Genomic DNA, 13,717 nt, shown 5'->3' with positions numbered 1-13,717 from the left:
CCTCCGAATGAACTCATTTCCTGGCGCGCCTGCCGAGCTCTTCTTGCAGCTTCTTCAGCTCGCTGATGTCGGTAAACGTGATGACCACGCCGTCGATCACATCTTCCTGTGTCCGGTAAGGCATGATGCGCACCCGATAGCAGCGGCCATCGTGCGTGTCAACCTCCTTCTCCTGAAACGCCAGCGTGTTGAGCACCTCCTGGGCGTCTGCCTTCAGCTTCGGATAGTCGAGGTCGGTCACCACATCCGAAAGGGGCCGACCCACGTCGCCGGGGATCAGCTTGAACAGGTGGGTGGCATGCGCGGTGAAACGCCGCAGCTTCATCGCCTTGTCCAGGAAGACGGTGGCGATTTCCGTGCTATTGAGCAGGTTCGCCATGTCGTTCTGCTCCCACGACAGATTCGCGACCTTCGATTGCAGTTCGGCATTGACGGTTTGCAGTTCCTCGTTGAGCGATTGCATCTCTTCCTTTGAGGTCGTCAGCTCTTCGTTGGTCGATTGCAACTCCTCGTTGGTCGATTGCAGTTCCTCGTTGCTGGATTTCATTTCCTCTACCGAGGTCTGCATCTCCTCGTGAGTGACTTGTAGCGCCTCTCGGGTTTGTTGCAGCTCCTGCACCAGCGCTTCGTGCGTGTCCGACACGACGGCCCTGCGGCCCTTTCTGCGGGGAGGAGGTGGCTCCATGTCCCGGAACACAATGATTACCCGTCCGCGCAATGGGCCGGGCTTTTCCAGTGCCTGGACGGTGACATTGACGATCTGTGTCCCGCCGTTGGTCCCCACCTGTAGCCCGTTGAGGCAAATCGGCTGCGGCGTTCTCAGGGCTTTCTGGATTACCCCCGTCAGTGCTTCGCGCAGCCCGTCACGGGCCATGGCGTGAATGTTCATGTTGAACTTGCCGGCCGCCGGTTCGAGGTAGCGCCCGGTGCGCCCGCTGATGTAGAGAATGTCGCCATCGCCATTGACCAACACGGCGGCCGGCGCATAGTTCTGCTGAATCAGTTGGTCAGTCAGTTGCCCGATATTCTCGACATGCACGGACAGCGGTGTCTCGGCCGGTTGATGCGTGCCTCTGGCCTTCCCGGCAGGGAACTCCACCTCCGACTGCGGTAGCGGTTGATTGAGCCGCCGGAAGATGCGCAGCTTGTTGTCGACGGGTTCAAACCGGTGACTAAGGTTGCCGACCGTTTCCGCGCTGCCGAGTATCAGCAGCCCGTCAGGGTTCAGTGCGTAATGGAACAAAGGCAGAAGTTTCTGTTGCAGTTGTGCCCGAAAGTAAATCAGCAGATTGCGACACGACAGGACGTCCAGCTTGGTGAAGGGCGGGTCTGAGATAATGTTCTGCGGGGCAAACACCACCATCTCGCGGATTTCTTTCCTGATACGGTAGCCATTGGCTTCTTCGACGAAGTAACGGGCCAGCCGTTCCGGAGAAACATCCGCGGCGATATTCGTGGGGTAGCGACCGCTGCGTGCTTTCTCGACCGCATCCGGATCGAGATCGGTAGCGTAGATCAACAACTCGAAGTGTTTGTCCTGTTCGCCTTGTTCCAGTGTTTCCTTAAAGGTCATCGCCAGGGTATAGGCTTCCTCGCCGCTGGAACAGGCCGGCACCCAGGCGCGCAGGGTCTTGCCGGTCGGCTGCTGCGCCAGCAACGCCGGAAGCACGGTGCTGCGCAGGGTTTCCCACACCACCGGATCGCGGAAGAAAGTGGTCACGCCGATCAGCAGTTCCTTGAAGAGCAGGTCGACTTCCTGAGGATTTTCACGCAGGTAGTGCACGTAGCTGGCGATGTTGCTCAACTGGTGCAGGGCAATGCGCCGTTCGATACGGCGCAGGAGCGTGTTGGTCTTGTAAAGTGAAAAGTCGTTGCCGCTGCGCTCGCGCAGCAGAACGACGATCTTTTCGATGTCGCTCTGGGTCGCCGCTTCTGCAGCGGACTTTGGTTGCCGTGCCAGCACCGGATGCCCGAGAAAGCCGATGATGCGCGCGGGAAGTTCTTCCGGAATGGCGATGATGTCGACCAGTCCAGCGTTAATGACGCCGTTCGGCATGCTGTCCGCACTGGCACTGGCCGGTTCTTGCGCCAGGGTTAGTCCGGCCTGTTCCTTGATTGCCCGCAGGCCAAACATCCCGTCCGACCCCATGCCCGACAGAATGACGCCGATCGCTTTGTCCTTGCGGTCTGCGGCCAGGGTTTTGAGGAAGAAGTCGATCGGTAGGCGCAAGCCTCGTTGTTCCAAAGGACCGAGCAGGTGCAGCGTGTCGTGCAGCAGCGAAAGGTCGTGGTTGGGCGGTATGACGTAGACGTTGTCAGGTTCGACGCGCATGCCGTCTTCAGCTTCAAGCACAGGCATCCGGGTGGTGCGCTGCAACAGTTCTGGCAAGGCACTGACATGGGCCGGGGCAAGGTGCTGAACGATGACGAAGGCCATGCCACTGTCGGCAGGCGAATTGGCGAAGAACTTTTCCAGGGCACTCAGGCCACCGGCCGAGCAACCGATGCCGACGATGGGAAATGCAGCAACCGTCGCTTCTTGCTCGTTATCCATTTCTGCGGAGGGGCTGGCCAGCGAGGGGCGCCCCGATTCTGGGCGTGCCACACCCTTGCTGTTGGCATTGCTTGGGGGGCTTTTAGTTGCCACTTGAATCCCTCGTCGCGAAATGGATACCTTGATGTCTTGCATGGTACGCCGGTTCAAGGTCCCGGGTATTTTTTGCACGTAGTTGCCTTGAATCCACCCTCACATTGCCGTCATCCAATTCGTTACTTTTATCCGGCTCCGACCAATAGAGCTTCCAATCGCCCCCGGCAGCATCCGATCAAGTGCCGAAATGAATTTGATTGCGCCCCGCTTCTTTGGCTTGATACATTGCCTGATCGGCACGCTTGAGGATGTCGTGCGGACTGGTATCGTGTTTGAAAAAAAGAACCACGCCGATGCTCGCCGCGCAGTGGTACTTGATGACTTTATCCGCCTTGCCTTCGTGCCTGGCAGTCAAACGGTACGTTTTGGACAAGCTGGCACGTATCTTCTCGGCGACGAGCATGGCCCGTGATGTCGCTGCCTCTTGATCCGTATCCAATTCACTGATCACCACGACAAACTCATCGCCACCTAAACGAGAAGCCGTATCCATCTCACGTACGCACGCCTTGATACGATCTGCCGCCAAAACCAGCAAGGCATCCCCGGTCGAGTGCCCGTGCGCATCATTGAGCCGCTTGAAGTTGTCCAGATCAAGGAACATCGTCGCCCCATAGCTTCCGTTGCGTGCGCTCAACATCATGCTCTGCTCCAGCCGATCGATCAGAAGGCGACGATTGGGCAAGCCTGTTAACGAGTCATAAAACGCCAAGTGCCGCATTTCTTGTTCCGCCTCCTTGCGCTTGGTGATGTCGCGTGCGAACCCTACCGTGCCGATGACGCGTCCATTGAGGATCACCGGCGACTTGAAGGTTTCACTCCAGCGCCGCCTGCCGTGGTCTTCAATCCACTCCTCGACAACCTTGCTCCTGCCGCTATCGAGAATCGCGCGGTCATCGGCCCGATAGGCCTCGGCCAAATCCGGGGACGTAATATCAAAATCCGTTTTTCCGACCAATGACTCCGTCAACGGCCAGCCAAACTGGGCTGCAAACGGCCGATTGACGGCGAGAAAGCGGCTCTCGTCATCCTTCAGCCACACCAGGAAAGGGAAGTTGTCGAGTAAGGTGCGCTGGTACTGCTCCTGCTCCCGCAGCGCGTACTCGGCGTGCCGTTGCACGGTAATGTCACTGATGACCATTCGGCATTCCTGTCCGTTTTCGTCGGAAATCCCCTCGACATGGACGATGGAGTCTCCCTTCTGCCGTGCTGGATGGATTTCAAGCTCGCAGCTTTTGTGGGCCTGCCCGGCAAGGACGTCCGCGAGAAACTGCTTGAACACGGGTAAAGAGGCCGGCGACACAAAGCCGCCAAATCGATGTGTATTGATCTCCGATCGGGTGATGCCCAGCAGGATTGCCCCGGCGAGATTGATCTGCAAGATGGCGCTCAGCGCATCTATGGTCACGTAAGCGACCGGTGCGAAATCATAAATATCGGCAGCGCGCTGGTGTGCGGCCTCGGCCTCGGCGCAGGCGTTGGCAAGCGCCTCGTTCTGCATCTCCAGTTCGATCTGATGCACTTCCAGTTCATGCACCAGGCGCTCCCGGTTCACGGGGGAGTGTGCATGATTTCCTTGAATGCGATTGTGTTGTTTCTCGGCGCGCGCACGGAGGCTGGTCGGTTGCGGACGAACCCAAGGCGGGCTCAAGACTTTCGGCGTCGAATGCAGAAGGCGGTCCGACTCTCCTTTTATCGCGGCATAACAGCCGCAGGCTCGCGCGAGCAGACCGGCACGGTCCAGAATGGTGATTTTCCCGCGACTGTAAGTGATCAGTCCGGCGGACTGGAGTTTTCCTGCGGCCTCGGCGACCACGCCCCGGCGCACACCGAGCAGATCGGCAATCCTGGCTTGGGTCGCATCGAGCTGCGCTCCCGGCAGTTGGTCCAAACAGAGGAGAAGTCGGCGACACAGTTGCTGCTCGACGCTGTGGTGACGATTGCACACTGCGGTCTGGCCAATCTGGGTCATCAGAATCTGGGTATAGAGGATTACCAGACGCTGCAACTCGCCCCCATGACCGAGAAACCAATGCGCGACATCGGATCGTATCCGATAGGCGTTGCCCGCACCTCGGACAAGGACATCGTGTGTCATGTTGCCGCTGCCGAGAATGGCCGGCGTTCCCACCACGCCATCATTACCCGTGACGGCGAGTTCCAACGTAGCCCCATCATTGGCGGCGTAGATCAGAGAACAGATGCCCGCGGTCGGGAAATAGAGGAAGTCGAGCGCATCGCCGGCTTTATAGAGGCGCTGATCCGGAGTCAGCAGCACCGCTTCCAGTTCCGGCTCAAGGCGCTGATACTCGGCCACGGGCAATTTTGCAAGGAGGCGATTCTGCTTCGGGGTAATGAGCACTGTGTTCACTTGTGTGACTCCTTACAGAAGTCGAAAGCCAACTCTCCAGACAGGGTTGGTTGTCACCACCACCCACCTTTGTTTGAGTCTACGCCCGAACAGTTATTTCATATGTTCGAGAACGAGCATATGAAATCATGTCGCAAGTATAGGGCATCCGAGGTTGATGGATATTCCTTATCAAATCAATGCGGTGACATCCAGGGCCGGAGACCCGGAATGAATCGATAGCGAAGGCAAATGAGGAGGGATGCAACGGCATCCCATTCTTTGCAGGCAGGCGATGCCTTATTTGCGAAAAATGGCGAAATGGCTCATGCCAATAGCGCCGGCAGTGAATCTGGAACACGCACAATGGCGGGTTGAATGCGCTGCTCTGCAATAATTCGAAGACCAAGTCGCCCAATAAATTAATTCCTGACCCGCTAGCCACTCCAACAGAAATAGAAACTGGGATTTTTCAACAGAATTTGATCATCTAGCTGCCACTCTGACCTGCTCCCGAATTTAGTCTGAAGCCGACATATAGTCTGCGGTTAAGTTGAGGCTAGCCTGGCGTGCCAACCGGTCATTCGTACCGGTTCTCGACCAGACGACCGTTGACCCGCCCATTGCTGCCGTTGGTAGAGCACAACCCCAATGACCGCTGAGGCCGAAATGCAGCCCTACAGCTCCTCCCGCTTGAACGGCTGTCGAAGTGTACAAAGTTGTTGGTGCAGCAGAGAAAAGAACAGGGGCAATTCACAACGAAGTCTCCGGACGACAATTTTCGTCCTTCGGGGACTTCGTATTTGTGCTTGAACTATTACTTCTGAAGACTGGGATTTAGACGATTACCCGGCCTCTGTCTCCGAAGCCAATAGGTTTCGCTTCCATGTTGACCAGGTCTTCAATTAGCCATTTCCGGCAATTAAAGAACCCTTGCGAAGACTGAAGCCAAGCGCCGCGCTCGCGCTCAAGCCAGCCACGGGCAAACGCATCACCTGCATGGAATCCGCTGTTCACCGCCCGAACCCAATCCTCATTGGGAAAAACTGCTGCATGGATGTTCAGCTCACCAAACCCAGCATCGCTGACATACCCCTTGGCCGGTTTGCCGTCTGGCAGCTTGAATTCAAAGATGTATCCAGTGCCACGATGACCTTGGCTTCCTGGTTCAGCACCTAGCCAGCGATTGTCGTCAACGCGAAGCGAGAAAAGCTTCTGGCGAATACCCTCGTTGACCGTGAGCACCATGAGGTTTCGCCACGCCTTATCGCGTTTCGAGCGATACTCTACGTCGTACCCAGAATCCGGCATTGTCGATATCAGATCTGGGCAATCATCCAACCATTCGAAGCGGAAATCATCATTCGCCAGTTGGTAGCCAAACTCGCCGAGCCTAGCCTCAAACCGCTCATTGTCGAGCAAGAGGATGCTTGGGTCGCTGGCTTGACCAGAAAGCGCGGCAATTAAGGATGCATGCGTTCGAAAATCCAACGCAGCTGCCATGGCTTCAGTCAGGTGGGAAGAGCGAATATTCGGAAGATCCTTGCGAAGAGACTTCTTTAGCGCGGCAAGGGACAGCTCTGCAAGAGCAATTGCAGTCATGGTGTGGCCTTCAATCAATAGCTGGTCGACGTCCACCGATTGCGCATCAACCTGTTGATCAAAGGTCATGCATTGCTTGCTGCGCGTCTGTTTTAACCCGGTGGCAGGTTGGGCTCAGACAGCCTGAGCGAAATCCTACGCAAGAGCTTGGGCTCAAGCAAGCAGTTTGAGCGGGTCTGAGTTTTGTGCAAAGCGGCCATCAGCAGACTGACAGCCTGGGACGCGAGCTCGAGGCCTGCAAAGGCCGATATAAAGTCAAAAGAATCTTCCGACTTGATTTGGAAAGGGGCTTGCACGCCCCTACCAACCTAACGTTGCTGCTCATTGCTGCAAAAACAGCAATTGTCGATTTGGCAGCAATGCTCATCACTCTTGTTTGCAAACTCTTAGCCACGGCACGAGAGCGTGTATGCAAGAGGCAATCTCGTCTCTGCCCCAAGCAGAATCGTATGCGCTACGAAGCAGAAAACCGATCAATGCACCAAGGGAATAAGCGATTGGCAAGGCTCCGTCTATCTGAGATATGACCGCCCAAATGGTCATTGCTAATAGCAACATTAAGATAGCCAGCAGTGACAATACTGACGCAGCCAGGATATAAGATTTTGGGGTCGGCACGACGAGGACCATGCTTCCAGACTCTTGAAACCGGATCATCTGGTAAAGATTTATCAGACGTCGTTGCTTGACGGTAATCCGACCACTCTCCACCAGACCATCGACCACACCTCTAGCCAATGGATCAGAGAGCGCAGGGCCGCGCCGAAGAGATTCCCACTTCGTTGCCAAGTATCGAACTACTTTATGCGGGAGTCCGCCGCTATCTTGGCAATGAGCTTCCCTGTCCACTAACGTCCTTTGAGCCGAAATATCATCCAATCGAGCGGAGGCATCACAAAGCAACTTGGACCTCAAATCAGACGGACTTCTTGCCTCTCGCGCCAGTTCTTCCAGAACTCTCTCAAACTCGCGCAAATCCTCTTCTTCTTTACTCATTAGCCGTCGCCTGGTTGGCTCTTTAGTTTTCAGCCTGAGTCACGAGGTCTGGCCTCGTCACTCCCTGCGCCATCTGAACAGCTGTCTTAAAAGCGTCAAAAAGCTGATCCGGTGAGAATGCCCGATCCGGCTTCGACGCCAAGTTGTGCTGCACGAGCAGGAAGGCTTGGCGTAGCAGTTCCCAATCAATCGCGTTGGCGGCCGTTCGAGCTCCAGTTGCGATGAATGCCACATCAACACCGCTGCTTCGAAGAGCCTCAAGGTATTCGCATGTCGGCCAATTTTTTCCCGCCTCATACATGTATTGCGCGGTTTTTGACGCCCCGCCCAGCACTGCGAACTGTTCCTGGGTAAGCCCTAGGCGGCGCCTCTCCATACGAAGTCGGTCGGGAAAACTGGGCAACGACACTACAGCGGACATCTGAAGGCAACCTCGAAAATATCAATATCAAACGATAGGTTGCCAAAATCTTCTCATAAATCACTTGATGTTTATACAAACATGCGTAATATTGTATCTTGATGTTGAGATTTTTATCTCGTTCCACATACTTACGGAGAACGAATTGAACGAAGCAAATCAAACAAAAGCACTGTTCGAGGCTAACGGAAAGTCCGTTGCAGCCTGGGCTCGGGAGTATGGATTTCCTGTTGGCCTGGTCTATCGGGTTCTCAGAGGAGAAGCCAAGTGCCTACGTGGCACCTCACATGAAATTGCGGTTGCCCTGAAATTAAAGCCAGCGGCGAACAATGACCAACGCGAGAGACTGATCTCGTTTGGTCATTGGCAAAAAGGCGCTAAGCAGAGGGGAGGAGCAAGTCGCTTAACTGGTGATAGATATCGCCCAAGTCACTTCCATTTGTAATCCCGCATCACAGGAAGGAGGTACCCCTAGAAAGACAAAAAGCCAACGTTTTACCGTCGGCTTTTCGCGCATGAGGCCCCTGTTGAAGCAGGGGTATTTGGATACACGCTGATCAAATACTGCCTCCTATCACGCGAAGAGTCAAGGGCACCCAGTGCTCACTCACCCATTGACCGACAGCCAAGGGATACGTGCGTCCATTTTTTTCGTACGCATCACCATACAGGCAAGACATGGAGGTTCAGTATGCTGTTTTCTCGCCACAAGATTGCCGCCTTGCGGCAATACCCGGAGCTCCCTAATGATCAAGCATTCCCACCGGATTTCAGGGGGATGTAACCTATGGGACGCTCCCCAAAAATCACAGATGATTATCTAAGCCATTTCATCGCTAGCGGCCATGGCAGCGGGTTCGATGAGAATTACCAGTCCATGCTTGAAATTAAGCGCTGGAATCCATCACCCGTCTCCGTGCAAGTTCGTAAAGCATTGCCTCCATTTCAGCGGAGTTGTCATTTCTTTAGTCAAAGCGAATGGTTTGTTGCGCTATTGTCTGCCTGGACAGGAGCATGGGTACGTGAGCAATACCCGCTCTGGCCTTGGAGCCACCACCACCCTGAATTCGGCAGAAATTTCGCTGACGATGCCTCGCTTCCCCGTTCTGTCGGCATGCTGGCGATTTGTTTAGAAGCGGGAATTCGGCACGGCGTTTTCGTGGGAACAGGCATCCCATATATTTGGACGATCGATCTCTGCCTTACCTTACCTTGGATCGCGACGCCCCAACGCCGCTCTGTCCTGCTTTCGATCAAACCACTCCAGGCAGACCGATATCGACATATCGATCCATTGGACCGAGGGCCGGAAAAGCTGGAGGGAGAACGCCGCTATGCGCTGCAACTTGGTGTCCACTACACCGTCGGTGACGCATCACTCTACCCCTCAGTACTATTCGCTCAACTTGAGAGCATGGTCGATGCTGCTTTCTTGTCTCCAACGCATCCTTTGCAAGCAGTATTGCATGATTTTCTCGCAGCGCGATGTGACCGCATTTGTCAGGAATCGCTGAAAGAGACGCTCCATCGGCTTCAACGAGACTGGGCTCTGCCCCTTAGCCATGCGACCTTCTTGCTCGATCACATGTTGTGGCATCAGATGATCGACTGTGATCTCAGTCGCCCAGTTCGTAGAAGCCTCCCCCCTGTACCTGGCGGTCGTGCGCTCAAGGCTGCGCTCCGCAATGCATTTGCCGGAGAGGGACAATGAACCAGTTCATTACTCGCTCACCAATTCCAGGCGAAGTCATCACTTCGTATCACAGTAACCACGAGGATGCTCCCGATGCAGAGTTCTTCCGGGTTCTGGCGGTTAACAAGCAACTCGACAGGATCGCTTTCGTACGTGCCACCCCCAAACAATCTGCTGGACGCCTCTATTTCCTAAGCCCTCGTGTTGAAAAATTGTCATGGCTGCTTTCGGAAGACATTAGCAAGCAATTTGTATTTCTCTCTGGAGGCCTTCCGCCGCGCCCGGATGTTCAAGCCACACCAGAGGAGTTGGACAATAAATACCTGCGTCGCGGGCAAGAACAATCAACCCCACGTAAGGAACGAGCTGAACGTTTCGAATTGATCAAACCTCTGGTCAAACTGCTAGATCCAGAAGATGTAGATCTCCTTCTTGATCCGCAGATTCGAGCCGAAAAAATAAACCAGCGAGCCCGCGAACTGGCAACGTCGCCGACAGATGTAAAACGCCTTCGCCGTCGCATCACCGACACCCTCAACCAATACTGGGCAGAAGGCTCCGTATCAGGCTCTGTCACCCCCTATACCTCTAGATGCGGTGGAAGGGGTAAAGAAAAGAAACAGGGAAAGAAGAAAATGGGGCCGCCCAACAGGGCAACACAATCAGGCGAAATCGGCCTCGAAGGCCACATCTTGTCTGATGAAGAAAAGGATCAATGCGGATTTGCCTGGCGGCATTACAACAAGCGAGGAAAGACACGCCGAAAAGCATTCCGAAAACTCAAACGTGAGTTCTACTCAGACATTGTGATTGGTGAAGATGGGCATCCTAAACGAATAGTTCACCCCGATATTCAATGCCCAACAGAAACTCAGTTCGAGTATTGGGGAAAAATCCGTTCCCCGGGTCATGACTCCTGGAAGAAGCAACTTACGCCTCGCGCACTGGCGCGGATCGACCGGGTGCTATTTGGTTACGCCAACGAGACCGTTATAAAGATTGGGCAGCGTGGCGCTATAGACTCAACTACAACCGATCAGGAATTCGTTTCAGTCATCAATCGACTAAACCGGATCGGCCAGGCTCACCGCGTTTTGATCGTCGACAGCAAGTACAAATACATACCCGGGTTCTATATGGGTTTGGACGCCCCGGGGAGTCTTCCCGTTCAACTGGCCTATCTTCACGCTCTCACGGAGAAGCGCGAGTGGCTGAAGTGGCTGGGCCTAGAAGAACAGGAGTTGGAAAACTGGATAACCATCAGGTTCGCCACCCTCCTCGCAGACAACACGGATGCCCGTGCCGCAGCAGCCATGAACGCATTTGAGAATGTCAACACAGGTCTCAAGTTCGTTCCAGTTTCACGTTCAGATATGAATAGCGACGTGGAAACAACACATCATGGACTCCATCGTTTGGTCGATCACAATCTGGTCGGGACCACTTATGGTCAACGAACCGAACGAGGCGTGGAAAAGGCAGATGTCTTGGCCCGTATGACCATCATTGAAGCAATTCGTGAGACAGCGCGCGCAATCTACGCTTGGAACACGATGGAACTCGACATAGTGCCAACGCTGGAAATGCAGAGGGAACTCGTTGACAAAGGAATAAAGCTAACCCGTGCCAACCTGACACGCTGGGAAATCGAGCGCGGAAATCAAGCCACCAGCCTAATCAGCGAGGCGGAGGCGCGAATAGCATTATTGATTCCCACCCGTGGAACGTTCACACAAAACGGGATCCGACTACTACGTACGGACAAGGGGCAAAAGCGAGAATTTGTATCTCATGTCCGATACGCCAGCCATCACAAACAGATCGTCAAGAAGTGCTTGGAAGCAAAGGTGATGCGATCCCGCGTCATGCCCACTGCTTTTGATGACGATTTTCTGTATGACCCTTACCGCCCAAGCGAAATCTACTATCGCGACCTGTATTCCGGGGAGCTAATCCCCTTAGCCGCAAAAACTCACGACAGCCAGTTACTGGAAGAGTGTTCGCTGCCAGACATCTACGAACTGGATGACGCCAACAAACTCAGACTTTTTTTCGCGGAATCAGGGCGAGAACGACAAATCAGCGACCTTGAGGCCGAACAAGAAGAAGCAAACGATGCCGCCGAGGCGGAGTATCAGGCGACCGTAGAGAAAGTGGGTAAATCCCCCTCGAAATCTTCAATCCGCAAAGGAAAAAAATCAAACCGAGAGACTGAAAAAACCTTGATGGATCATGGCATGCCGATCATCGCACCTGAAACCGCCGCGACCGAGACAGTCGAACCTGAACAGTCACCCATTGATAGCGCGCCAGTTCACAAGCCAGGAGTCGTGAAACTCCCTTTGGTCAAAGTTACACCGCCCCCGGAACCGGCAACAGAGGATATTGCTTCGACAACGGCGCCCTTGCCGGCGAAGAAATCTGTATTTGCCCGGATTGTTCAAAGCCGCCAGACAGAGGTGCCCCATGCATGAACGTCCCTCTCCTACAGAAACCCACTGGTTTTCCACACCCAATCCACTAGCTCAACAAATTCTTTACTATTCGGATTCGGAACAGCTAGCTACCGATTTAGCATTCAACCCACTGGAAGGCCTCGACCTCGCCAGTCTCAGATTCACCGAGATTGACGAATTGCTCATTGGTGAAAAGACCCCGCTGGAGCCAACCATGCAGATGATACGAACCGCACTCACATGGCATGGAATGCTTCACGCCGGTTTGCGCAGGCGGAATCCAAATATAGCAAAGGCACGCCAGCTTTACTGGGAAGCCGTATTACACAAGCCCAATGGTAAAACCCACCCGTTTATGAGCCCGACACGAGGCATATCGGTCCAAGTCGTGAAAGGCACGACCGGCACAGGAAAAAGCGTGACCAGACAACGGTTCTGTGAACTGCTTCCACAAGTGATTCGCCACGGAGCAAACAGCGTTGCCGGGTGGGAAGCACTCACTCAACTCGTCTATCTTGAGGTGTCGATCAGCCATGACGGCACGCGAGGCGGGTTTCTAACCAATATCCTTTTACAGATCGACAACGCACTTGGCACTTCATATGCGATCGACCTCCCGCGGAAGCACAAAACAGTGGAACGCTTGGCTGTGGCTACAGTTTGCCGCCTAGTTGCCCATTACACGGGGATCCTGTTTTTGGAGGAAGGACAGCTTCGCAATCTTGTTCTCAGTGGCCAAGCCAATCTCATGCAAGATTTCCTGCTCATGCTGATGAATTCCGGTATTCCCATCATATTTCTGGGCAACGAAACAGCATTTGATTGGATCACTTATAGTCAGGACAGCAATCGTCTATATACGACCCCAAGCGAACACTTCATGCCCGCAGGCGCGATCGCCATGACTGCAGAAGACCAAGAAGTGGCGGACATGGAGTGGGATGCTATTGCCAAAGGAATAATGAGCTATTACTGCCTCACTATCCCGATCAACGACCCAATAGAATGCAATCAATTACTCCGCCGCTGCAGTGGAGGCATACCTCGTCTAGCATTGTTTCTATGGTGCATGGCTCAGCGCAATGCGCTGCATCAGGAACAAGAATGCTTTGGCTCCAAAGATATAACTTTGGTATACGAATCCGGCACCTATAAGGAACACCGCAATCTGGCCGATGGTTTTCACTTCAGGAAGAGTGATTTATTGCAAGACATCGAGGATGTCGATATCAAGCTCTATGACACTTACTGGGGTTCTGTCACGCGCGAACCAACTATCGCCCCCCTGCCCTCCGCTCAGGTAACAACAGCGCAAAAGGGGGAGTCGAAGGAAGATGAAAGCAAGAAAAAAGCGCCAGCCAAGGCTCCGAAGTCTGGACGTGCCAAATTCAAGGCCGAACAGACTAGGCAAAAGAACCAAGATGCAAAACGCAGTGAGCTTTTGAAAAACCTTCCCGATGGAGACATACGTAGTTCGGGATTGGTAGCCCATCACCTGAAAGGATTTCAGGACACCTTGGCTGCAGCAAGGGGGGCGGCATGAGTTGCT

At 54.2% G+C, this 13,717-nt stretch carries 9 protein-coding genes; 4 read left to right on the top strand and 5 right to left on the bottom strand.

Features of this window, described 5'->3' with window-relative positions:
* Window positions 1-13: 13 nt before the first annotated feature.
* From PROAA_RS18160 to PROAA_RS18140, 5 genes are all read right to left on the bottom strand, one after another.
* Window positions 14-2,647 carry a chemotaxis protein CheB gene (locus tag PROAA_RS18160; protein ID WP_222102362.1) on the bottom strand — a complete coding sequence of 878 codons (2,634 nt, stop codon included), beginning with the start codon at window positions 2,645-2,647 and terminating at the stop codon, window positions 14-16.
* Window positions 2,648-2,825: 178 nt separating this feature from the next.
* Window positions 2,826-5,021 (bottom strand): diguanylate cyclase domain-containing protein, encoded by a 2,196-nt coding sequence (locus PROAA_RS18155; RefSeq protein WP_186412699.1) that lies wholly within the window; start codon window positions 5,019-5,021, stop codon window positions 2,826-2,828.
* An 816-nt stretch (window positions 5,022-5,837) separates the two neighbouring features.
* Window positions 5,838-6,671, bottom strand: coding sequence for a hypothetical protein (locus PROAA_RS18150; protein WP_222102361.1), 834 nt, complete (start codon window positions 6,669-6,671; stop codon window positions 5,838-5,840).
* Window positions 6,672-6,968: 297 nt separating this feature from the next.
* Window positions 6,969-7,598 (bottom strand): hypothetical protein, encoded by a 630-nt coding sequence (locus PROAA_RS18145; RefSeq protein ID WP_186412698.1) that lies wholly within the window; start codon window positions 7,596-7,598, stop codon window positions 6,969-6,971.
* Between the two features lie 22 nt (window positions 7,599-7,620).
* Window positions 7,621-8,019: a helix-turn-helix domain-containing protein gene (locus PROAA_RS18140; RefSeq protein ID WP_222102360.1), complete on the bottom strand. Its 399-nt coding sequence runs from the start codon at window positions 8,017-8,019 to the stop codon at window positions 7,621-7,623.
* Between the two features lie 145 nt (window positions 8,020-8,164).
* On the opposite strand from PROAA_RS18140, the gene PROAA_RS18135 reads away from it, so the two are divergent.
* The 4 genes from PROAA_RS18135 to PROAA_RS18120 all read left to right on the top strand — a co-directional run bounded on the left by PROAA_RS18135 (window position 8,165) and on the right by PROAA_RS18120 (window position 13,711).
* Window positions 8,165-8,464, top strand: a complete 300-nt coding sequence (locus tag PROAA_RS18135; protein ID WP_245664348.1) for a DNA-binding protein — start codon at window positions 8,165-8,167, stop codon at window positions 8,462-8,464.
* A gap of 342 nt (window positions 8,465-8,806) precedes the next feature.
* Entirely contained in the window at window positions 8,807-9,730 is a 924-nt protein-coding gene (locus PROAA_RS18130; protein ID WP_186412695.1) for a PDDEXK family nuclease, read from the top strand.
* A complete protein-coding gene (locus tag PROAA_RS18125) occupies window positions 9,727-12,186 on the top strand; it encodes a hypothetical protein (RefSeq protein WP_186412694.1) in 2,460 nt (819 codons plus the stop codon). The genes PROAA_RS18130 and PROAA_RS18125 overlap by 4 nt, the downstream gene beginning before the upstream one ends.
* Entirely contained in the window at window positions 12,179-13,711 is a 1,533-nt protein-coding gene (locus PROAA_RS18120; protein WP_186412693.1) for an AAA family ATPase, read from the top strand. The genes PROAA_RS18125 and PROAA_RS18120 overlap by 8 nt, the downstream gene beginning before the upstream one ends.
* The last annotated feature ends 6 nt before the right edge of the window (window positions 13,712-13,717 follow it).

The sequence above is a fragment of the Candidatus Propionivibrio aalborgensis genome (assembly GCF_900089945.1).
Lineage (GTDB): Bacteria > Pseudomonadota > Gammaproteobacteria > Burkholderiales > Rhodocyclaceae > Propionivibrio > Propionivibrio aalborgensis.
The sequence above is the reverse complement of the archived record's forward strand: the minus strand, read 5'-3'. Positions and strand labels throughout refer to the sequence as shown.

Bases quoted from the DNA above. Each gene is read 5' to 3' on its own strand.
- PROAA_RS18150 (WP_222102361.1), bottom strand. From the start codon at position 6,671: ATGACCTTTGATCAACAGGTTGATGCGCAATCGGTGGACGTCGACCAG.
- PROAA_RS18145 (WP_186412698.1), bottom strand. From the start codon at position 7,598: ATGAGTAAAGAAGAAGAGGATTTGCGCGAGTTTGAGAGAGTTCTGGAA.
- PROAA_RS18140 (WP_222102360.1), bottom strand. From the start codon at position 8,019: ATGTCCGCTGTAGTGTCGTTGCCCAGTTTTCCCGACCGACTTCGTATG.
- PROAA_RS18130 (WP_186412695.1), top strand. From the start codon at position 8,807: ATGGGACGCTCCCCAAAAATCACAGATGATTATCTAAGCCATTTCATC.
- PROAA_RS18125 (WP_186412694.1), top strand. From the start codon at position 9,727: ATGAACCAGTTCATTACTCGCTCACCAATTCCAGGCGAAGTCATCACT.
- PROAA_RS18120 (WP_186412693.1), top strand. From the start codon at position 12,179: ATGCATGAACGTCCCTCTCCTACAGAAACCCACTGGTTTTCCACACCC.